Source organism: Sphingomonas sp. PP-CC-1A-547, from assembly GCF_003610375.1.
In the GTDB taxonomy this organism is placed as follows: Bacteria; Pseudomonadota; Alphaproteobacteria; order Sphingomonadales; family Sphingomonadaceae; genus Sphingomonas.
In genome coordinates, this window is record NZ_RAPZ01000010.1 from 77,180 (window position 1) to 98,061 (window position 20,882).

The 20,882-nt window shown below is 65.5% G+C and carries 24 protein-coding genes and 1 other RNA gene; 9 read left to right on the forward strand and 16 right to left on the reverse strand.

Annotated elements, in window-relative coordinates:
• Nucleotides 1-5 precede the first annotated feature (5 nt).
• The 5 genes from C8J39_RS01025 to C8J39_RS01045 form a co-directional block, all read right to left on the reverse strand.
• Nucleotides 6-371 carry a response regulator gene (locus tag C8J39_RS01025; protein WP_055878033.1) on the reverse strand — a complete coding sequence of 122 codons (366 nt, stop codon included), beginning with the start codon at nt 369-371 and terminating at the stop codon, nt 6-8.
• Between the two features lie 75 nt (nt 372-446).
• Nucleotides 447-875, reverse strand: coding sequence for a chemotaxis protein CheW (locus tag C8J39_RS01030; RefSeq protein WP_120298967.1), 429 nt, complete (start codon nt 873-875; stop codon nt 447-449).
• On the reverse strand, nt 872-3,160 hold the full coding sequence (locus C8J39_RS01035) for a chemotaxis protein CheA (protein WP_120298968.1): 2,289 nt from the start codon (nt 3,158-3,160) through the stop codon (nt 872-874). The genes C8J39_RS01030 and C8J39_RS01035 overlap by 4 nt, the downstream gene beginning before the upstream one ends.
• Before the next feature lie 119 nt (nt 3,161-3,279).
• Nucleotides 3,280-3,924, reverse strand: a complete 645-nt coding sequence (locus C8J39_RS01040; protein WP_120298969.1) for a histidine phosphotransferase family protein — start codon at nt 3,922-3,924, stop codon at nt 3,280-3,282.
• A 111-nt stretch (nt 3,925-4,035) separates the two neighbouring features.
• The gene (locus tag C8J39_RS01045; protein ID WP_120299648.1) at nt 4,036-4,449 is read right to left on the reverse strand and encodes a M67 family metallopeptidase; all 414 of its coding nucleotides are present in this window, start codon (nt 4,447-4,449) and stop codon (nt 4,036-4,038) included.
• Between the two features lie 17 nt (nt 4,450-4,466).
• Between C8J39_RS01045 and C8J39_RS01050 the strand changes: the two genes are divergently transcribed.
• From C8J39_RS01050 to mtgA, 4 genes are read left to right on the forward strand one after another with little or no spacing between them, the layout of a single operon-like run.
• Entirely contained in the window at nt 4,467-5,414 is a 948-nt protein-coding gene (locus C8J39_RS01050) for an RluA family pseudouridine synthase (protein WP_120298970.1), read from the forward strand.
• Nucleotides 5,415-5,471: 57 nt separating this feature from the next.
• A complete protein-coding gene (rpoH, locus tag C8J39_RS01055) occupies nt 5,472-6,374 on the forward strand; it encodes an RNA polymerase sigma factor RpoH (RefSeq protein ID WP_056048373.1) in 903 nt (300 codons plus the stop codon).
• A 1-nt stretch (nt 6,375) separates the two neighbouring features.
• Nucleotides 6,376-7,647 (forward strand): NAD(P)/FAD-dependent oxidoreductase, encoded by a 1,272-nt coding sequence (locus tag C8J39_RS01060; protein WP_120298971.1) that lies wholly within the window; start codon nt 6,376-6,378, stop codon nt 7,645-7,647.
• Nucleotides 7,648-7,656: 9 nt separating this feature from the next.
• Nucleotides 7,657-8,331 carry a monofunctional biosynthetic peptidoglycan transglycosylase gene (mtgA, locus tag C8J39_RS01065; RefSeq protein ID WP_056063018.1) on the forward strand — a complete coding sequence of 225 codons (675 nt, stop codon included), beginning with the start codon at nt 7,657-7,659 and terminating at the stop codon, nt 8,329-8,331.
• Between the two features lie 131 nt (nt 8,332-8,462).
• Here mtgA and C8J39_RS01070 read toward each other — a convergent pair whose 3' ends face one another.
• From C8J39_RS01070 to C8J39_RS01110, 9 genes are all read right to left on the reverse strand, one after another.
• Nucleotides 8,463-8,705 carry a hypothetical protein gene (locus C8J39_RS01070; protein WP_056063016.1) on the reverse strand — a complete coding sequence of 81 codons (243 nt, stop codon included), beginning with the start codon at nt 8,703-8,705 and terminating at the stop codon, nt 8,463-8,465.
• 80 nt (nt 8,706-8,785) lie between these two features.
• Entirely contained in the window at nt 8,786-9,109 is a 324-nt protein-coding gene (locus C8J39_RS01075) for a YbaB/EbfC family nucleoid-associated protein (RefSeq protein WP_120298972.1), read from the reverse strand.
• A complete protein-coding gene (locus C8J39_RS01080; RefSeq protein WP_120299649.1) occupies nt 9,106-10,806 on the reverse strand; it encodes a DNA polymerase III subunit gamma/tau in 1,701 nt (566 codons plus the stop codon). The genes C8J39_RS01075 and C8J39_RS01080 overlap by 4 nt, the downstream gene beginning before the upstream one ends.
• 339 nt (nt 10,807-11,145) lie before the next feature.
• An RNA gene (gene ffs, locus C8J39_RS01085) (signal recognition particle sRNA small type) lies at nt 11,146-11,241 on the reverse strand.
• A 60-nt stretch (nt 11,242-11,301) separates the two neighbouring features.
• Entirely contained in the window at nt 11,302-11,541 is a 240-nt protein-coding gene (locus tag C8J39_RS01090) for a hypothetical protein (RefSeq protein WP_056063010.1), read from the reverse strand.
• 81 nt (nt 11,542-11,622) lie between these two features.
• Nucleotides 11,623-11,964: a hypothetical protein gene (locus C8J39_RS01095; RefSeq protein ID WP_183037919.1), complete on the reverse strand. Its 342-nt coding sequence runs from the start codon at nt 11,962-11,964 to the stop codon at nt 11,623-11,625.
• 112 nt (nt 11,965-12,076) lie between these two features.
• Complete coding sequence (locus C8J39_RS01100) at nt 12,077-12,382, reverse strand: 2Fe-2S iron-sulfur cluster-binding protein (RefSeq protein WP_120299650.1); 306 nt, start codon at nt 12,380-12,382, stop codon at nt 12,077-12,079.
• Nucleotides 12,379-13,464, reverse strand: coding sequence for a cysteine desulfurase family protein (locus C8J39_RS01105; protein ID WP_120298973.1), 1,086 nt, complete (start codon nt 13,462-13,464; stop codon nt 12,379-12,381). The genes C8J39_RS01100 and C8J39_RS01105 overlap by 4 nt, the downstream gene beginning before the upstream one ends.
• Nucleotides 13,461-14,492 (reverse strand): cysteine desulfurase family protein, encoded by a 1,032-nt coding sequence (locus tag C8J39_RS01110; RefSeq protein ID WP_259457484.1) that lies wholly within the window; start codon nt 14,490-14,492, stop codon nt 13,461-13,463. The genes C8J39_RS01105 and C8J39_RS01110 overlap by 4 nt, the downstream gene beginning before the upstream one ends.
• A gap of 81 nt (nt 14,493-14,573) precedes the next feature.
• Between C8J39_RS01110 and C8J39_RS01115 the strand changes: the two genes are divergently transcribed.
• Nucleotides 14,574-15,230 (forward strand): alpha/beta hydrolase, encoded by a 657-nt coding sequence (locus C8J39_RS01115; RefSeq protein WP_056048342.1) that lies wholly within the window; start codon nt 14,574-14,576, stop codon nt 15,228-15,230.
• A gap of 142 nt (nt 15,231-15,372) precedes the next feature.
• Here the strand turns inward: C8J39_RS01115 and C8J39_RS01120 are convergent, their stop codons facing one another.
• Nucleotides 15,373-15,552 carry a hypothetical protein gene (locus tag C8J39_RS01120; RefSeq protein ID WP_120298974.1) on the reverse strand — a complete coding sequence of 60 codons (180 nt, stop codon included), beginning with the start codon at nt 15,550-15,552 and terminating at the stop codon, nt 15,373-15,375.
• Nucleotides 15,549-16,511, reverse strand: a complete 963-nt coding sequence (locus C8J39_RS01125; protein ID WP_120298975.1) for a threonine/serine dehydratase — start codon at nt 16,509-16,511, stop codon at nt 15,549-15,551. Before C8J39_RS01125 ends, C8J39_RS01120 begins: the two co-directional genes overlap by 4 nt.
• 137 nt (nt 16,512-16,648) lie before the next feature.
• On the opposite strand from C8J39_RS01125, the gene C8J39_RS01130 reads away from it, so the two are divergent.
• The 4 genes from C8J39_RS01130 (at nt 16,649) to C8J39_RS01145 (ending at nt 20,799) form a co-directional block, all read left to right on the forward strand.
• Nucleotides 16,649-17,884, forward strand: a complete 1,236-nt coding sequence (locus tag C8J39_RS01130; protein WP_120298976.1) for a type III PLP-dependent enzyme — start codon at nt 16,649-16,651, stop codon at nt 17,882-17,884.
• A gap of 148 nt (nt 17,885-18,032) precedes the next feature.
• A complete protein-coding gene (locus tag C8J39_RS01135; RefSeq protein ID WP_120298977.1) occupies nt 18,033-19,088 on the forward strand; it encodes a 1,9-bis(guanidino)-5-aza-nonane synthase in 1,056 nt (351 codons plus the stop codon).
• A 206-nt stretch (nt 19,089-19,294) separates the two neighbouring features.
• Nucleotides 19,295-19,720, forward strand: coding sequence for an MAPEG family protein (locus tag C8J39_RS01140; RefSeq protein ID WP_120298978.1), 426 nt, complete (start codon nt 19,295-19,297; stop codon nt 19,718-19,720).
• Between the two features lie 74 nt (nt 19,721-19,794).
• Entirely contained in the window at nt 19,795-20,799 is a 1,005-nt protein-coding gene (locus C8J39_RS01145; RefSeq protein ID WP_120298979.1) for an alpha/beta hydrolase, read from the forward strand.
• Nucleotides 20,800-20,882 lie beyond the last annotated feature (83 nt).

Sequence of the window (20,882 nt, forward strand, 5' to 3'; positions counted from 1 at the left end):
CTGGATCAGGCCATGCCGACGATCTGGAGCTTCGATTCCAGCGTATCGCGGTCGAACGGCTTCATCACATATTCGTCAGCGCCCGCCTCGATCGCCGCACGAATATACGCCATGCCGTTCTCCGTGGTGCAGAACACGACCTTGGGGCGGCGCGGCACGTCTGCCTCGCGCAGCGCGCGGAGGAAATCCATCCCGCTCATCACGGGCATGTTCCAGTCGAGCAGGATCACGTCGGGGATCGACGCCATGCAGGAGGCCAACGCCTCGCGACCATCGCACGCTTCGGTGACGGTAAAGTCGAGTGTCTCGAGAATGTGACGCGCGACTTTGCGGATCACCTTTGAATCATCGACGACGAGACAGGTCTTCATGGAAAGCCTTCCAGGGGAAATCGTGGAGCCGGTCTAGCCGACAAAGCGTAAGCACCGGGTTAAGCTAAAGAAATATCAGGCTGCCAAACCGGGCGCCGGTACGACCGCGGCGATATCCAGAATCAGGAGAGGCTCACCGTCGCGCTCGACGAGGCCGCAGCCGACAGCCGCCCAGCCACCGTGCAGGGCAAGTCCCGGCGACAGCGGCAGTCGTGTGAACGGTGCGACATCCTCAACCGAATCGACTAGGATCGCGTAATGATGCCCCTCGGCCACGGTGATCACAGCGCGCCGCATGGTATCGGGCGTGCGGGACAGGCCGAGGGCAATGCCGGTATCGATCACTGTCACCACCCGGCTGCGCAGTGCCGCCAGCCCGCGGACGACCGCATCCGCACGAGGGACGGCGACGATCTCCCCGATGTCGACGACCGAATCGACCTGCGCGGCGGCGATCGCGACACCGCGACCGGCGATATGCGCCACGAGAAACAGATCGGTCATATTGTCCTCCGCGCCGCCAGCGCTGCGATCAACGCGGGCCGGTCGTATCGATAGATGCTCGCATCATCGTCCCCGTCCGCGCTTTTGGATCGCCGCAAGGTCACCACCGGCGCTAGCGCTTCACACGGTGGCGCATCCTCCATCGCCAGCGCCACAGCCGCGGTCTCCCCCCTGGCGAGCGACGTGACGCAGCGATAGCCGGACGCCTCCAGCGCGGGTTTGAGAAACGTCTCCATCCAGCCGGAACCGTCGACCTGCAACAGGCATACCGGCGGCGACGCGATCATGACCGGCTGGCCGGAGAAGAGCGCATGCGGATCGATCAGCTCGACCTGCTCGCCGGCGATCAGCACGACGCCCGCGATCGGTCCTGACCCACGCGTAGGTGCGATCTCCACGGGCAATTCGACGATCTCGATTGCCTCCGCGATCGCATACGCCATTTCGCTTTCGCCGTCGGTCAGGCGCAGTACCGCAACTTCGCGCCGCGAGGCGAAATCGCCGACCGCGTACAGAGGAATGATCGCGTCGCCGACCGACAACCGCATCGCGCCCGCAGACCAACGGATCGCTTCGGTCGACACCGGCTCGACACGATCGATAACGGCGAGGGCGATTGCGCGACGCTGGCCATCGAGATCGTCGAACAGCAGTGCCGGAACACCTGGCACGACCTCTTCGAGGGTCACTGCGTCCGCGGCTGCGACTGGCGCGAATCGAAGTCCTGCAACCGCCGCGATGCCCGACGCGTCGAGCAGCAGCATCGGCAATCCGTTGTCGGGCAGCGTCATGCCCGCATAGACGCCGGTCGCCATCACCGCAGGCGACGCGGGTTTCACGACCAGTTCCTCGGTATCGAGCACGGTATCGACGCCGAGCGCGTAATCGCCCTCCCGCGTCGACACGATGACCAGCGTTGGCGGCGCGTCCTTAGTAAGTTTGAATAGGTCCCCGAGCGAGACAAGCGGCATTCGCTTGCCGCGCACTGTCGCGGTTGCCGCGTCGCCGATCATGTCGAGCCGCACCTGATCGCCGCGTACCATGACGATCTCTTCGATCGCCTGTCGCGGAAGCGCGAATCGTTGCGTGCCGACGCCGACGATAATGGTCGACAGGATCGACAGTGTCAGCGGCACGTTGATGATGATCCGGAGGCCACGCCCGGGCGTATTGACCAGCACGACCCGGCCGCCGATCTGCTCGATATTGGCGCGTACGACGTCCATGCCAACGCCGCGGCCCGAGGTTGCAGTCACCGTGTCGCGGCTCGACAGACCCGGCGCGAAGATCAATTGAAGCCGCGACGTTTCGCTCATCGCCGCCAGTTCGGTCGGCGTATGCAATTTCTTCTCGGCAGCCTTCGCGACGATCCGCGCGACGTCGATGCCCTGCCCGTCGTCGCTTACCTCGATCAGGATCTGGTTGCCCGACTGGCGCGCCGAGACGACCAGTCGACCCGTCTCCGGCTTGCCCGCCGCGCGGCGGGCCATCGGCGTCTCGATCCCGTGATCGATACAATTGCGGATGATGTGGACGAGCGGATCGCGCATCAGCTCGATCATCTCGCGGTCGAGCTCGACGTCCGCGCCCTCGATGACGAGGTTGACCGCCTTGCACAGCTCCGCGCTGGTATCGCGCACCATCCGCGGCAGCGCGGAGAACAGCGCGTCGACCTTCTGCATGCGAGTCCGGGTGACGGTGTCGCGCATATCGGCAACCGTCAGCGACAGGCGTTCCAGCGCGGCCTCTACCTTCGGATCAACGTCGCCGTCGCGCAGCTGTCGGGCAAGCTCGTTGCGCGCGAGTACCATGTCGGACATGCCGCTCATCATGTGATCGAGCAGGTCGACGTTCAAACGGACGCTGCGACTTGCGCTACGACCGACCGGCGCGGCGGCAGCGGGCGCGGTGGGCTGCGCGTTAGGAGCAAGCGCAGCGATCAACGCATGTTCGTCCGAATCGTCCAGCGTCGCGCCCGCATCGATCGCATCGACGATCTGCGCGATCCGGTCGACGATGCCGAGTACCGCGTTCACGAGCGCGGTGTCGGGCCTCCGATTGCCGTCGCGAACGGCGGCCAAGACGTCCTCGGCCGCGTGGCTCAGCCGCGCAAGCCGAGGTAGATCGAGGAATCCGCAGCTTCCCTTGACGGTGTGGACGAAGCGGAAGATCGCATCGAGACGGGCGCCATCGGCAGGGGCGAGTTCCCATGCAACGATCTCGCCGGAGATCGCCTCCAGCGTTTCGCGCGTCTCGGCAATGAATTCCTGTAACAGATCGTCCATGCCGGCCCCGCGTTCGAGGGCCTGTCATGCATGGTGGAGGTTAAGGGTGCGTTAGTTCTGAGGGTACGTCCCCCTTTACGATCCTCCCCTTGCGGGGAAGGATCGTAAAAGACCGCGCCCTATCGCGCATTGAGCACCGCGCCGAAAATCATGATCCCGTCTGCCGGTTCGGAGACGATCACCGTACCGCCGGCATCCTTGACCAGCGTGTTGATCATGTACGCCGCCGCCGCGCGCGGGGTGACGTCGTGCACGCCTTCGCCCTCGACCAGGGTACGGCGAATCTCGGGATCGAGAACGATCCGACCGCCCTCGATCTTGACGACGATCTCGAGCTGGCCGTCATTCTCCTCGCCGCCGACCTCCATCGTGCCGCCGCGCACGAGCGATTCGGTCGCGATCAGGGCGAGGTTGAGCAGCACCTTCACCGCGGACTTCGGCATCGCCGGCGTCTCGACCGCCCAGACGAAAGTGATCCGCTTGTTTTCGGCAACCAGACCTCCGATCGCAGTGCGCGCCTCGTGCGTGTCGACCAGCTCGCCGAACCCGCCCGCCGCACCGAACGCCAAACGGAAGAACTTCAGCTTGCTGGCGGATGCGCGCGCGCTGTCCGCGAGCAGTTCCATGACGCGCTCGCGCATCGCCGGATCGGTCTCATCGGCAAGCAGTTCGAGCCCGTTGTTGAGCGCACCCACCGGCGACAGCAGGTCGTGACACAGGCGCGAACAGAGCAGGCTCGCGAAATCGACCGGGCTGACCGTCATGAAAATCCCCTAATTACAGTGCGTCTTCTGGCGGTGGCGCGAACGGCGCGCAAGTGTGGTTCGAAGCAGATCCATACAGTGCGGCGCGCGGTAAAGATGATCCTCTCTGGCCTATGCCGGGGTGGCGATATCGTCGATCTGCTCGATCACCTCCTCGACGAACGCACCAACCTCGACCGATCGCCACGCCCGAGCGCCGCCAGTGCCAAGGATGACCCAGACCGCTCCATCCCCCATGGCCTGAGCCGCATCGCGCGGAGACGGAACGGGCGAGCCAGTTGGATGCGAGTGATAATGCCCAATAACGGCCATCCCGCCCGATCGCGCGTGCCGATGCGCGGCAAACAAAGCAGTCGGATCGATCTCGAACGCTCGCGCGGGGTTTAATGCCACGTTAGCGCACGCCTCCGCCATCTCGATCCGCCCCTCCGCCCCGAACAGCAGCCCGCAGACCTCCGCATCCGGCGACGCAGCCGCCTCTGCGACCAGTCGCCGCAGCAATTCGCTTGAAATCGTCACGCTCATCGCCACATCGGTAGGACATGGACCGGGGGGTTTCCATCGTCGAAGCATCGATCACGCCGGCCACGGATGGCTGGAGGCTTGATCGTGCGCTCGCCGAAGTGCTGCCCGACATGTCGCGTGAACGGCTGAAGGCGCTGATCGCGGCCGGTCAGGTTACCCTCAATGGTCGCGAATGGCGTGATTCGGCGAAGAAGGCCGCTACGGGGCAAGTGTTCGCCGTCACGATTCCGCCGCCCACCCCGCTGCACAACGAAGCGCAGGATATCCCGCTCGTCGTCGCGTACGAGGACGACGACCTGATCGTGATTGACAAGCCCGCCGGTCTCGTCGTCCATCCTGCCGCGGGGAACTTTGACGGCACGCTCGTTAATGCGCTGCTCCATCACTGCGCCGGCAATCTGTCGGGCATTGGCGGCGTCGCGCGACCGGGCATCGTCCACCGCATCGACAAGGACACGTCGGGGCTAATGATCGCCGCGAAAACCGATCGCGCGCACGAAGGGCTTGCCAAGCAGTTCCACGACCACAGTATCGACCGCCGCTACAAGGCAATCGTCGGCGGTATTCCCCGACCCCCGAGCGGCACGGTCAACGCACCGCTCGCTCGGAGTCCGCGGAACCGGAAGAAGATCGCAATCGTCGAGGGCGGCAAACGCGCGGTGACGCATTTCTCGACGATCGAGACGCTGCGCGATGCGGCGCTGATCGAGTGCCGGCTGGAGACTGGGCGTACGCATCAGGTGCGTGTGCATATGGCCTCGATCGGCCATGCATTGCTCGGCGACCCGGTCTATGGTAGAACAAAGCAAGCTCAGAAGTCGCTGCTCGAAACGCTTGGTTTCCGCCGGCAGGCCTTGCACGCGGCGCATCTGGGGTTCATCCATCCGGTGAAAAGCATCGCTTTGGCGTTCGAAAGCGAAATGCCCGCAGACATGCAGGAACTGTTCACCCAGCTTCACGTATAGATAATCGAGCCCATGCCGCATTGCGGCAATCGGGGTCATCAGAAAGGGATTACGACCATGGCAGCCCGCTCCAACGTTCCAGCGACGATACCTGCGCTCGGCAGCGAGGCGGGTCTCAATCGTTATCTTGCCGAGATCAAAAAATTTCCGCTCCTGAAACCCGAGCAGGAATACATGCTCGCCAAGCGTTTCCAGGAACATGGCGATACCGAAGCTGCGGCGCAGCTGGTGACCTCGCATCTCCGCCTCGTGGCGAAGATCGCGATGGGCTATCGTGGCTATGGCCTGCCGACGTCGGAGCTGATCTCCGAGGGCAATATCGGCTTGATGCAAGGCGTGAAGAAGTTCGAGCCCGAGCGCGGCTTCCGTCTCGCGACCTATGCGATGTGGTGGATCCGTGCCTCGATCCAGGAATACATCCTGCGCTCGTGGAGCCTCGTGAAGATGGGCACCACCGCCGCGCAGAAGAAGCTGTTCTTCAACCTGCGCCGGATGAAGAGCCGTCTCGATGCGTTCGAGGATGGCGATCTGCGTCCTGAGCACGTCACCAAGATCGCCACCGACCTGGGTGTCGCCGAGACCGACGTCGTCAGCATGAACCGCCGCATGGCGATGGGTGGCGACACGTCGCTCAACGTGCCGATGCGCGAAGACGGCGAAGGCCAGTGGCAGGATTGGCTGCAGGACGACGCGCCGCTGCAGGACAAGATCGTTGCCGATGCGCAGGAGGCTGACGTTCGCCACTCGATGCTGGTGTCGGCGATGGACGACCTCAACGAGCGCGAGCAGCATATCCTGACCGAGCGTCGCCTGACGGATGATCCCAAGACGCTTGAGGAATTGTCGCAGGTCTACGGCGTGTCGCGCGAGCGCGTGCGGCAGATCGAGGTGCGCGCGTTCGAGAAGCTGCAAAAGGCGATGATGCGGATTGCCGGCGAAAAGCGCCTGCTGGCTGCGTAACATGGCGCGCGCCGTCGTCATCGGCGGCGGTGTGGCCGGTATCGCTGCGGCGCGGACGCTGCATGATGCGGGGCAAGAGGTCCTGCTGGTCGAAGCCAGCGACTGCCTAGGTGGCCGAGCCCACAGCTTGCCCCTCGCCTCCTTGTTCCCCCGCGAAGGCGGGGGCCCAGCCTGGACCCCCGCCTTCCCGGGGGAACATGTAGACGTCGGTTGCGGCTGGTTACACTCTGCCCAGCGCAACCCGTGGACCGAAATTGCCGAGACGACAGGATTCACCGTCGACCGCTCCGACGCAAATTGGCGCACCCAGTGGCGGGACCTCGGCTTCCCACCCGAAGACCAGTCAGCCTCTGCCACAGCTTACCAAGATTGGAACGAGCGCGCCCTAGCCGCCCTTGAAGGCCCCGACCGCCCGCTGTCCGACTTCATCGCCCCCAACGACAAATGGCGCCCGAAGATCGACGCTATCTCCGGCTACGCAAACGGTGCAAACCTTACCCAAGTGTCGCTCCACGACTGGGCCGCATACGAAGAGGCTGCTACCGACGACAACTGGACGGTGAAGGAAGGCTACGGAACACTCGTCGCCAGCCGTGCCGCTGGCCTGAACATCCGCCTCTCGACCCCGGTAACGCGCATCGACCGCAGCGGTCGTCGTCTTCAACTCGACACCCCGGCTGGAACGATCGAGGCGGACCACGTGATCGTCTGCGTCCCCACTACCGTCCTCGCCAAGTCGCAGATCGTCTTCGACCCACCGCTCCCCGACAAGCACGCCGCCGCCGCGGACCTTCCGCTCGGCCTTGCGGACAAGGTGTTCCTCCACGTCGACCGCCCCGAATGGCCGACCAACGCGCACTTGGTAGGCAATCCGTACAGCGCCTGCACGGCGAGCCACCGCCTGTCGCCGTTCGGCTGGCCGATCGTCGAAAGCTTCTTCGGCGGCGACTGTGCGGAAATGCTGGAGGACGGCGACGCTGCGCAGTTCGCGATCGACGAACTGGTCGGGTTGCTCGGCAGCGATTGGCGCAAGCGCTTCACGCCGCTGGCCGCAACCCGCTGGCGCCACGAGCCTTATATCGGCGGAAGCTATAGTCACGCGCGGATCGGTCGGGCCGGACAACGCGCCGTCCTCGCCGCATCGGTTGATGGCCGCATCCACTTCGCGGGCGAAGCGTGCCACGCGTTCGACTTCTCCACAGCCCACGGCGCGTACGAAACCGGCGTGAGCGCCGCCCGAGCGGTCATTGGCGAGGCCGCGCCGATCGCATAAGGAGCGGCGATGGGCCTTATCCGCATCGCCGCCAAGATCGTCTTCGCCTTCGTCCTGATCACGGTCGCGTGGGTCGGCATCTATCGCTTCGTGCCGGTGCCGTTCACCTGGACGATGATGGGCGATGTCATCAACGGGCACGGTGTGACCAAGGACTGGATGCCGCTATCGGAGATGGACCCGGACATGGCGCGCGCGGCGATCGCTGGCGAGGACTCGCGGTTCTGTTCGCATCACGGCTTCGATTTCAAGGCCATGGCGGGGGCTGCGGCGCGCAATGCGCAGGGCGGGCGGATCCGCGGCGGCTCGACAATCAGCCAGCAGACCGCGAAGAACGCGTTCCTGTTCCAGGGGGGCGGGTATGTGCGGAAGGCGTTCGAGGCGTATTTCACCGTGCTGATCGAGACGCTGTGGGGGAAGCGGCGGATCATGGAGGTGTATCTCAACATCGCCGAGACCGGGATCGGGACGTACGGCGCGAACGCCGGGGCGATCCGGTATTTCAATCACGACGCTTCGCGGCTTTCGCCGACCGAGGCGGGGCGGATTGCCGCCGTCTTGCCATTGCCCAAGAAGCGGGCTGCGATCGATCCTCATGGTTTCGTGCGGAAGCATGGGAATACGCTGTCGCGGCGGGTTTCTGTAGTTCGGAACGATGGGTTGGACAGTTGCCTGCGATCCTGACCCATTCCGTCACCCCGGACTTGTTCCGGCCTGACAGATCGGGTGTTGCAACTGCCCTTCCCACTCCCTTGTTCTCCCGCGAAGGCGGAAGCCCAGTCTCGGTCCCCGCCTTCGCGGGGAAACATTCCGGTTTACTGCGTCGACTTCTCGACTGCGCCGCCGGCCTTGTCGGCTGCACTGCCGACGCTCTTCGCCGCTGACGTGATCGCGGCATCCTTGCTGTTCTGCGCGCCTTGGCGGCTGAACAGGTAGAACCCACCGATCAGTACCGCGATTAGCAGCACGACGGCGATCAGCGTGCCGCCACCGCCGCTGCGGCGCTCGATAACGGTGGTGTGGGTGGTCGGGGTTTCGACGATACGTTCTTCGGCCATTGCGACTCTCCCTGATTACTGGAGAGCGCAACGCCGGCCGAAGAACGATTGTTCCCGCGCCGAAACGAACCCGATTTGGTTCAGAACGGAAGCTTGAAGCCCGGCGGAAGCTGCAGACCACTCGTCATCTTCGACATCTCGCTACCCGAGACCGCATCCGCCTTGGCGCGTGCGTCGTTGAACGCCGCCGTCAGCAGATCTTCGAGCATCTGCTTCTCGCTCACCTGCATCAGCGAATCGTCGATTGTGATGTTGATGATGCGGCCCTTGGCGGAGGCCTTGATCTTGACGAGCCCGCCGCCGGACGCGCCCTCGACCTCGATCGTGTCGAGATTGGCCTGCGCCTTTTCCATCTCGCTCTGGACGTTCTGCGCCATGGCGAGGATTTCATCGATATTCTTCATGCGTTGCTCCTTTGACCTGGCCACGATTCGAGCTGGGCGTCGGGAAACGCTGCCACCGCGGCCTTCATGATGGGGGATTCGAGAATAGCCTGGCGCACTGCGGCATCGGCGGCGTCCTGCGCCTCGCGCAGCGTCGGCTCACCGGGGGCGTCGACGATCGACACTTTCCACGCGGTCCGCGTCACGCTTTTCAACAGCGTGTTGAGTTCGGCGAGCGTGTCGGCCGAGACCGGGCGGCTGCCGCTGAGGACGAATTCGGGCGGCGCATAGCTCACGACGCGGGCGCCATGACGAAGGCGTGCAGCGATCGCGAGGCCGCCCGATTCGTCGAGCAGATCGACCAGCGCCTCGAATGTCGGCGGCAGGATCGGGCCGGTCGCGACGGGTTCGGGCGCCTTCGCAGCGGATCCAACGTTCCAGGGCGGCGCTTCGCCGGACGGGGGTGCAGGTGACGGCAGCGGCGGTGACGATGGTGAAGCCGCGGGGGCCGCGCCACTGGCGATCTGGCGGGCAAGCTCGCCGGGATCGGGCAGCGTCGAGGCGTATATCGCGCGCAACAGCGCCATCTCCGCGGCCTCGATCGGCAGAGCGGCCTTGGCGACTTCGTCATGGCCCTTGAGGAACAGCTGCCACAGGCGGTGCAGCGCGGGGAAGCCGAGCGATGCGGCCCATTCCTCGCGTGCCGCACGCTCCTCCATCGGCTGCGCAGCGTCCGCCGGCGTGCCGACCTTGGTCAGCGTGATGCCGTGGACGGTTTCGAGCAGCGAGCGCAGCACCGACAGCGGATCGACGCCGTAGTCATATTGACGGCGCATCGAGGCGAGCGCCCCTGCCCCGTCGCCGGCGAGGATCAGCGTCAGCAGATCGCGCACCGCGCCGCGATCCGACAGACCGAGCATCTGGCGTACCGCGTCCGCCGTGACGCCGCCGCCTTCGAGCCCGGCATGTGCGATCGCCTGGTCGAGGATCGACAGGCCGTCGCGCGCGGAGCCTTCCGCGGCGCGCGCGATCAGCATTAGCGCCTCGGGATCGGCAACGACGCCTTCTTCGGTCGAGACCCAGGCGAAGTGCTTGGCGAGCTGTTCCGCGGAAATGCGGCGTAGGTCGAACCGCTGGCAGCGCGAGAGGACCGTCACCGGAACCTTGTTCACTTCGGTGGTCGCGAACAAGAATTTCACATGGGGGGGCGGCTCCTCCAGCGTCTTTAGCAGCGCGTTGAACGCGTTCTTCGACAGCATGTGGACTTCGTCGATGATGTAGATCTTGAAGCGCGCGGTGACCGCCGAATAGCGCGACGCGTCGATGATCTCGCGGACGTCGTCGACGCCGGTGTGGCTGGCGGCGTCCATCTCGATCACGTCGATATGGCGGCCCTCGGCGATCGCGCGGCACGGTTCGCAGACGCCGCAGGGGTCGATCGTCGGGCCACCGTCGCCGTCGGGACCGATGCAGTTGAGCGCCTTCGCGATCAGGCGCGCGGTCGATGTTTTCCCCACGCCGCGGACCCCGGTCATCAGGAAGGCGTGCGCGAGCCGGTCGCGCTTGATCGCGTTGCCGAGCGTCTGAACCATCGCGTCCTGCCCGATCAGCTCGGAAAAGGTCTGCGGTCGGTATTTGCGCGCTAGCACGCGGTAGGCGGGGGCGTCCGGCGTTTTCACCGGCTGCGGGGGTTCGCCCAGGTCGAAGGAATCTGACATTGCGGTCGTCATAGCGGGTGCTGCGCGTGCTGTCGAAGGGGTCGGAAGTTCACAAAGTGCACACGCTGGGAGGGCTCTGCACTTCGACATGCCCGGAGGCTGGCGAGTGGCTTGTCGGAACCTATGATGTGGGCAGTGCCGGTCATGCGCGGCTTATGCCACAACGTCGCGGCGTAGGATAATGGTTTGGAACGTTGCGGGAACATCGCGCGTGGTTTCGACCCGATTGCGCTTGGATTACTGATTAGCGGGGAAGTTTAGAAGTGCGCTGCGGCTTAGTCGCATCGTCAGTCGGTGCTTTACACCGCTGGCCGCGCTCACGTTTGCTTGCAAACGTTCGCGGTGGGAGCCGGGACGACCCGTAGCTGAGTCGTTGTGGCTGCTTCCTTCCGGATCTGACCAAGTTGGCGACGACCACGTCCGCCCGACTCCCGCGGCGCATATGGCGGGGTCGGGCGGGATGATCAAGCCGCTTTAGTAATCGCGGCTATTCGATCAGCGGCTGACGCGGACCGTGCGGCAGACGCGCTGGCGGTGATGGTTGCGGTAGACGTTGCGGCAGACCTGGCGCGTACGCACGGCGTGGCGACGGTAGCCGGGACGGCGATCGTCGTGGCGAACGACCGTGCGCTCGTGGACGACGGTCCGCTGTGCGGAGGCTTCAGCCGCGATGCCGACGGGCGCGAGGCCAGTGAGTGCGACGAGACCGGCGGCGGCGATGGTGAACAACTTCATAATTCTCTCCTTTTGAGTGCGGGGCCTCCCGACCCCGGCAACCTATGTTATCAAACTAAGGGGGTTCGTTACGGTTCCGTACTAGCGGCGGAAGCAGCGACGAACCGGGCCGTAATAGCCACGCTGTATCCGGCAGACGACGCGCGAGCGGCCGTATCCGCGGGGTCCGCGATAGCCGTAGCCGCCGCCTCGGTAGCCGTGATCGCCGCGATACCCGGCGCCATAGCCACGGTAGCCACGATCTCCACCGCGCCAGCCACGGTCGCCGCGCCAGCCGCGATTGCCATGCCGTCCGCGGTCGTCGTGCCAGCCGCCACCACCGCGGGGGCCGTCCCAGCCGTGGCGTTGCGCATCGGCGGGTGCCGCGGCGAACAGCGTTCCCGCGGCCAGCGCGCCAGCGGCGAACATTGCGATGATCTTCATGTCCGGTACTCCTCTCAAGACCTCGTACATTGAGGCGATGAGGGGATAATCCGCTCCCGGCCGTGCACGTTCCCTGAACCGGCCGTTGTCTTCCTGTAAGCTTTGCTGTCGTTTAATTCGGGATGCGAACGGTCAAGCCGTCGAGCGCTTCGGTTAGGCGGATCTGGCAAGCAAGTCGGCTGGTGCGCGTCGCGTTGTGCGCGAGATCGAGCATGTCCTCCTCGTCTTCGGTCGCTGGCGGCAGGCGGGCGAAGTCCGCGGGGTCGACGATGACGTGGCAGGTCGCGCAGGCGAGCTGGCCTTCGCAAGTGCCTTCGAGCGGCTGGTTATGCGCCTGTGCGGCGTCCAGCAGGCGGTCACCGGGGGTTGCGACGGTCGTCGTTGCGGTGCCGTCGCGGGCGATGAAGCGGACGATCATGGCCATTGCGCCTCGGCTGCGACGACGATCGCATCGATCGCGTCGCGGAGTTCGGTTTCGGTGGTGTAGCGGCCGAAGCCGAGGCGGATGCTGGATCGCGCCTGCGCTTCGGTGAGGCCGATCGCGCGGAGGACGTGGCTGGAGCGACCCGATCCGCTTGCGCAGGCGGACCCGGCGGAGAAGGCGATGTCGCGGAGGTCGGACATAAGCCGGTTCACGTCGAGGTTTGCGCGGCGGATGTTGAGGTTGCCGTGGTAGCGATGTTCGGTCGAGCCGTTGATCGTCCAGCCGGGGCCAAGGCGGTCGAGCGCGAGCGACCAGAGGCGGTCGATGTGCGCGGCGTCCTCGTTCTTGCGATCGGCCATGAGTTTCGCAGCGACGCCGAAGCCCGCGCAGAGGGCGGGTGACAGCGTGCCCGAGCGGCCGGGGGCTTCCTGTGCGCCGCCGTGCATCAGCGGGGCAAGATTGACGCCGTCGCGGATCCACAGTGCGCCAATGCCCTTGGGGCCGTGGATCTTGTGCGCGGAGATGGAGATGAGGTCGACGGTCTCGGGGATCGCAACGCGGCCATAGCCTTGCACTGCGTCGCAGAGCATCATCGCGCCGGCCGCGTGTGCGATCTCGGCGAGCGCGGCGATCGGCTGGATGACGCCGATCTCGTTGTTGACGAGCATCGCGGCGACGAGGCCGGTGCCGGGTTGGATCGCGGCGCGGGCTTCGTCGAGGTCGACTACGCCGTCTGGGTTGACCGGGAGGATCGTGACTTGGCGCGCCCTCGCCGCTTCCGCTGCGACCGTATCGAGGACGGCGGCGTGTTCGGTGGCGAGCGTGACTATAGGGCCCGCCGTCCCCTTGATCGCCCAGTTGAGCGCTTCCGTGGCCCCGCTGGTGAACGCGATGCGGCCGCCGGGGGGGAGCAGCGCGGCAACCTGATCGCGCGCGACCTCGACGGCGGCTTTGGCGCGGCGGCCTTCGCGGTGGGGGGAGTGCGGGTTGGCATGCTGTGATTCGAGCCAGGGGAGCATTGCCGCGAGCGCTTCTGGCGCGAGGGGGGTGGTTGCCTGGTAGTCGAGGTAGGTCATGCGGCCCGCCTTATGTCGGTGGCGATGCGCGTCCAGGCTTCGGCGAACTTGGCGACATCTTCGACCGTTGTGGTCCAGCCGAAGCTGACGCGGACGACTTCGGCGGCGGCTTCGGGGGGATAGCCCATCGCGGCGAGGACGTGGCTTGGGCGCATGCTGCCCGACGAGCACGCGCTGCCCGCGGAGACGGCGAACCCGGCCATGTCGAGGCGGATCAACTGCGCGGCGGAGCTGACGCCGGGCATGCGATAGGAGGCGATTGTAGAGATGCGCGGGGCGTGATGTGCGACGATCTCGCCACCGCCCGCAAAGATTGCCTCGTCCAGCGTAGCACGGAGGGCGGGCATGTCAGCGAACCAGTCGCGGGGCGCTTCGAGCGCGGCGGCGAAGCCCAGTGCGCCGGGCAGGTTCTCGGTGCCTCCGCGATACCCGCGCTCCTGCCCGCCGGTCGGATAGAGCAGGCCGAGATCGCGGACCAGCAGCGCGCCGATGCCCGGAGGCCCGCCGAGCTTGTGCGCGGAGACGATGATCAGGTCAGCATCGGGCAGCGGGAGCTTGCCGGCGGTCTGAGAGCAGTCGGCTATCCAGACGCCGGTGGGGCGATCCTGGAGGACGCCGGTTTCGCTGTTCGAGGATTGCAGCGCGATCGTCGGCGCGCCCTCCCCGTTCATGATGATACCGCCTGCGTCGACCTCCAGCATCACCGGCTGTTCGGCCGCGCGGAGGACCGCATCATGCTCGACCGCCGCCACCGCGACACCGGGGCGCCCACGTAACGCCAACGCCGCGGACTCGCTCGCGCCGCTGGTCAGGATCACGTGATGCGGCCAGTCCAGCGCCTGCGCGATCCGCTTCCGCGCGCCCTCCAGCGCAGCCCGTGCCGCGCGGCCCTCGGCATGCGGCGAGGAGGGGTTCGCCCAGCGCGCCATGCCTTCCATCACCGCCGCGACAGCCTCGGGGCGCATAGGCGTGGTGGCGGCGTGATCGAGGTAGATACGCGAGTCGTTACGGGCCAGGGTCGGTTCCAATTGCGAAAAGGGGCGCGGACCTTATATAGCGTCGATAACCCGGCACTCCACCCGAGTGCGTATCCCAGCTCGCGAGTGCCTATGCCAGAAGTCATTTTCCCCGGTCCCGAAGGCCGTCTCGAAGGTCGTTTTGCGCCGGGCCCGCGTCCGCGCGCACCCGTCGCGATGATCCTGCATCCGCATCCGTCGGCCGGTGGCACGATGAACAACGCGATCGTGCAGCAGCTCTACAAGACCTTCCAGCGGCGCGGGTTCGCCACCCTGCGGTTCAATTTCCGCGGCGTCGGCAAGAGCCAGGGCGTGTTCGACAACGGCGTCGGCGAACTGAGCGATGCGGCGAGCGCGCTCGATTGGGTGCAGAGTTTCCACCCCGAGGCGCAGACGACTTGGATCGCGGGCGTCAGCTTCGGCGCGTGGATCGGCATGCAGCTGCTGATGCGCCGTCCGGAAATTCGCGGGTTCATCTCGGTGGCGCCGCCGGCTAACCTGTACGACTTCACGTTCTTGGCGCCTTGCCCTTCGAGCGGGATCATCATCCAGGGCGAGGCCGATGAGGTCGCGACGCCGGGGGCGACGCAGAAGCTGGTGGATAAGCTGCGGACGCAGAAGCATATCACGATCCATCACGACACGATTCCGAAGGCTAACCACTTCTTCGAGCATGAGATGCCGGAGTTGATGGGGTCGGTGGACAAGTATCTCGACATGCGGTTGGACCCGAACTCGCCGATCCGGTAATTTTCCTTTTCCCCTCGGGGAGAAGGTGGCGCGCCAGCGTCGGATGAGGGGGAGTTGGGATGGGCAGCGCTTCCCAACCCCCCTCTCCCTTCCCGCCGCAAGTGCGGCGGGCCCCTTCCCTCTCCCCGTAGGGGCGAGGGAGTTACAGCGTCCAGATTGCTACGTTGGCTAGCAGGACTGCGGCCATTATCAGCATCAGCACGCCCTTCTTCGTGTCGCGCTTCTTTACGATCAGCGCGATGCCGCCGATCAGGCAGGCGAACATGCCCAGCATTGATATTGCAGGCGCGGCGGCGGCGATGGATGTCAGTGCGGGGTTCACGCGGCTATTGCCTTGGCATACGCGGCTAGGTCGACGTTGCCCCCGGACAGGATGACGAGCAGGCCGGGCTCGAGCTTTACCCTCCCCGAAAGCACGGCCGCCAGCCCGACCGCGCCGCCGGGTTCGATCACCAGCCGCAGTTTCTCCGCCGCCCAGCGCTGTGCCGTCGCGATTTCCGTTTCGCTGACCGCCACGCCAGTCGCATCGCGGCGGGAGAGGACGTCGAAGGTCAGCGGCGATACGCGCATGGTCTGGAGAGAGTCGCACGCAGTCGGCGGCGGGTTGGGGCCGACGGGTTCGATCCACGACGCCTCCAGCGAGCGGCGCATGTCGTCCCAGCCCTCGGGCTCGACGACGGTGATTGCGCTGCCCTTCAAGGCCAGCGCGATGCCTGCCGACAGACCGCCACCGCCGCAGGGAATGACGACGCGGCTTGGCACGCCCATGCCGAGCGCCGCCATCTGGGCGGCTGCCTCGATCCCAGCGCTCCCCTGCCCCTCGATGATCCACGGGTCGTCGAAGCTCGGCACCAGCGTTGCGCCCCGCGCTTCGGCCAGCCCTGCGGCGATCGTCTCACGGCTTTCGGTCGCGCGGTCGTAGGTCACCACCTCTGCACCCAGTGCCAGCGTCGACTCGCGCTTCAGCCGCGGCGCGTCCGACGGCATCACGATCGTCGCTGCGATGCCAAGCCGTTTCGCCGCCCACGCCACGCCCTGCGCGTGATTGCCCGACGAGAACGCGACGACGCCTTTTTGTCGCGTCGCCTCGTCCAATGCGGTGAGCCGATGCCACGCGCCGCGAATCTTGAAGGCGCCGATTGGTTGCAACGACTCGGCCTTGAAAGCGACCGGTACGCCCTTGATTTCGCTGACGAAGAGTGGTGTCGGCGGGAGGATCCGGGCGATCTTTTCCGCGGCGTCCCGTACACCCGCCCGCGTCGGTTGTCGCAAAATCGTCACACACCGTCTCCTATCCGCCAAACGCTATTTACATGGGGGGCGCGTAACCCTAGATCGCGCTTCCGCTGCCCCATGGGACTTCCAACCGCAAGGCAGTGTTTTCGTAATTTGTCTCAGGACATTGGAGGTCCCTTGAATTGGTCAAGCATCATATCGCGCTGGGGTTAGCGAAAGCCCATTCGACCGCCGACACCTCCCGCATCGGGAGCGGCATCGACATCGCTAAAGGGCGCCCGGTCAATCCGGTCACGCTCGTTCGTCCGCACGCTGCTGCGCGCGCCGCTCGGTTCTTCGTCGAGAAGTTCCCGGGTCGCTCGATGTATGCGGTGAAGGCGAACCCGTCTCCCGAACTCCTGCAGATCCTGTGGGACAATGGCATCACGCATTACGACGTGGCGTCGATCGCCGAAGTGCGCCTGGTCGCACGGACGCTTCCCGGGGCTACGCTGTGCTTCATGCACCCCGTGAAGGCCGAGGAAGCGATCGCCGAGGCGTATTTCACGCACGGCGTCCGCACCTTCAGCCTCGACAGCCTGGAAGAGCTCGACAAGGTCGTTCGCGCCACGAAAGCCGCCACCGATTTGACGCTCTGCGTTCGGTTGCGCGTGTCTTCCGAGCATTCGAAGCTGTCGCTGGCGTCGAAGTTCGGTGCGGCACCGCATGAAGCTAAGGAGCTGCTGTTCGCCGCTCGCCAGGCTGCGGACGCACTCGGCATCTGCTTCCATGTCGGTTCGCAGGCGATGACCCCAGAGGCCTATTCGAACGCGATGGAGCGCGTCCGTGCGGCGATCGTCGAAGCGGCGGTCACGGTCGACGTCATCGACGTCGGCGGCGGCTTCCCGTCGTCGTATCCCGGCATGGAGCCCCCGCCGCTCGAGCATTTCTTCGAGACGATCCACCGTGCGTTCGAATCGCTGCCCGTCAGCTATTCGTCCGAGCTGTGGTGCGAGCCGGGCCGGGCATTGTGTGCGGAATACTCGTCGATCATCGTGCGCGTCGAAAAGCGCCGCGGGACCGAGCTGTATATCAACGACGGTGCGTATGGCGCGCTGTTCGATGCGGCGCATATCGGCTGGCGTTTCCCGACCGAGCTGCTCCGCGAGCCGGACAGCCGTGCGAAGGACATGGAGTTCAGCTTCTATGGTCCGACGTGCGACGACATGGATTACATGGTCGGCCCGTTCATGCTGCCCGCGGACACGCAGGCGGGTGATTACATCGAGATCGGCATGCTCGGCGCGTACGGCTCGGCGATGCGGACCGCGTTCAACGGGTTCGGATCGGACGAGACGGTGATCGTCACCGACGAGCCGATGGTCTCGCTGTATGACGAACGGTTCCAGGACCTCGCGTCGAACGTCGTCAAGCTGTAACCAACTTCTAGTACCGCGCCCTTCTTCCTCCCCTCCCGTTTACGGGAGGGGTCGGGGGAGGGCTTGTTCGCGAGCGTGGCGTTCGCGGATATTTCAGTCCCTCCCCTAACCCCTCCCGCAAGCGGAAGGGGGATTTATGGAGCATGTTATGACCGAAGACACCCGCATCGACGCGCAGCGCAAGGCGGAACTCCTTTCGACCACCGTCGAGCATATCGACATCACCAGCTTCGACGCGCGGCCGATCGTCGACGCGATGAAGAAGATGTCGTTCACCAGCCGCGATCTCGGCCGTGCGACCGACATCTACAACCAGATGCTGGCCGACAAGGACTGCACGATCTTCCTCGTGATCGCAGGCTCGACGAGCGCCGGCGGCTGCATGGACCTGTATGCCGAGCTGCTGCGCAACAACATGATCGACGGCATCGTCGCGACGGGCGCGACGATCGTCGACATGGATTTCTTCGAGGGCCTCGGCCACAAGCATTACCAGGCGCTCGAAGTGCCGCACGACGACGTGCTGCGCTCGCTCATGATCGACCGGATCTACGACACCTATATCGACGAGGAAGAGCTCCAGCACGTCGACCACACGATCTTCGAGATCGCCGAGACGCTCGAGCCGCGCGCCTATTCGAGCCGCGAGTTCATCCGCGAGATGGGCAAGTATCTCGTCGAGCACGGCAAGAAGGAGAACAGCCTCGTCAAGCTCGCTTACGAGCATGACGTGCCGATCTTCTGCCCGGCGTTCGTCGACTCGTCGGCAGGCTTCGGCCTGGTCAAGCATCAGGTCGACGCGGTGAAGGCGGGCAAGCCGTACATGGTCCTCGATGCGATCGCCGACTTCCGCGAACTCACCGAGATCAAGATCAAGGCGGGCACCACCGGTCTGCTGATGATCGGCGGCGGCGTGCCGAAGAACTTCATCCAGGACACCGTCGTCTGTGCCGAGATCCTCGGTCACGACGACGTCCAGGTGCACAAGTATGCGGTGCAGATCACCGTCGCCGACGTGCGCGACGGTGCGTGCTCGTCCTCGACGCTGCAGGAAGCGGCATCGTGGGGCAAGGTCAACACGGGCATCGAGCAGATGGTGTTCGCGGAGGCCGGTTCGGTCATGCCGCTGCTGGCGTCGGACGCCTATCATCGTGGGCTTTGGAAGGACCGTCCGGTCCGCAAGTGGGGCTCGAGCTTTGACTAAGGCCTGAACTTTTCGATCCTCCCCCGCAAGGGGTGAGGTGGCAGGCGCTTGCCTGACGGAGGGGGAGGACGCGGCGCCAACGTTATCGCCGCCGCCCCCTCCGTCGCTTCGCGACACCTCCCCCTAGCGGGGGAGGATTAGGGATACCGTTGCCCCTTCCGGGCAATTGATGCAGCCTCCTCCGGATAACCGGGGGAGGCTTTTTCATGCATAGCGAGATCCTGCGACCGATGGTCGTCCTGATCGCGTGGACGCTCGTGATGCTGGGCTGGACGCTTGCGACGCGGTTGCCGGCGATGAAGGCGGCCGGCGTCGATATGGGCAAGCTCGTCGGCACCAAGGCGTCCGACGCGGATCGATCGCTGCCTCCGCAGGTGCAATGGAAGGCGCACAACTACAACCACCTGATGGAGCAGCCGACGCTGTTCTACGCTGTTTGCGCCGTTATCGCGCTCAGCGGCACGGGCAACGGCGTCAATGCCTGGATCGCCTGGGCCTATGTCGGGCTACGGATCGCGCACAGCCTCGTCCAGGCAACCAGCAACCGCGTCAGGGCACGCTTTCTCTTCTTCACGCTGTCGAGCCTGATGCTCGTCGCACTCACGCTGCATGCCGCGCTCGCCGTGTTTTGAGAAAGCCCGCGAATAATCGCCGCTCGCGGCGCCGGCCCCTCCCCGAACGCGATCCGATCGTCTAGGATTTCGCCATGACCTTCGATCGCCGTTCGCTGCTCACCCTCCCCCTTGCCGCCGGGCTGGCGCTTCCTGCATTCGCGCGGAGCGGTGCGCAGTTCACTGCTGCTCAGCCTCACGCTACGGACGTGCCGATGTGGCCGCCCGCAGAACGGTTCGCGCTATGGCCAGGTATTCCACCAGGCGCGCCGAACCCGCTGCCGGTCCCGCAGCCGCGGATGCCGCGCTACCCCGATGGGTATCGCGATTTCCAGATGCGCGGCGTGGTGCGGCCCGAGGTCGGCGTCTTCCGCCCTGCTCGGCCCGACGGTCGCGCGGTGCTGATCGTTCCCGGCGGCGGCTATTCGATCACCTCGCTCCGCAACGAGGGAATCGATGTCGCGCGCGTCCTGAACGCGTTCGGGATCACCGCGTTCGTGCTGAGCTACCGGCTGCCCGGCGAAGGCTGGGCCGATCGCGCAGACGTCCCGCTCGCCGACGCACAGCGCGCGATGCGGCTGATCCGTGCCAATGCGCGCGCCTACAGGATCAGGGCGGAGAAGCTCGGCGTGCTTGGTTTCTCGGCCGGCGGGCACCTTGCCGGGTCCGTGGCGGTGCTGCACGAGTTCAAGGCGGATCGTCCGGTCGATGCCGCCGACCGGCACTCTGCGCGTCCTGCCTGGGCGGGGCTCATGTACGCGGTCTCGAACATGGATCCGGGTCGTAGTCACGGCGGATCGCGCGCGAATCTGCTCGGTCCTGATCCGCTGCCTGCGGTCCAGGCGCGCTATGCGATCGACCGACAGTTGAAGGCTGGCGACCCGCCACTGTTCCTCGTGCATGCCGAGGACGACAACACGGTCCCGGTTGCCAACAGCGTCGATACGCTCGCCGCCGCGCGCCGCGCCGGCATCCCCGCCGAGGCGCATTTCCTCCAGCATGGCGGGCACGGCTTCGGCACGCGCCTATCGCCGCGTTCACCGGGGTCGTTGTGGCCGCAATTGTTCGATCGCTGGATGGGCGAACTGGTCGCTGGCTGACCATGGTCGGTCAGCATAACGGACCTATCCGTCCTCACTGACGTTTGTCCTGAAAGATCAGGAGAGCGCGATGACTAGTCCGC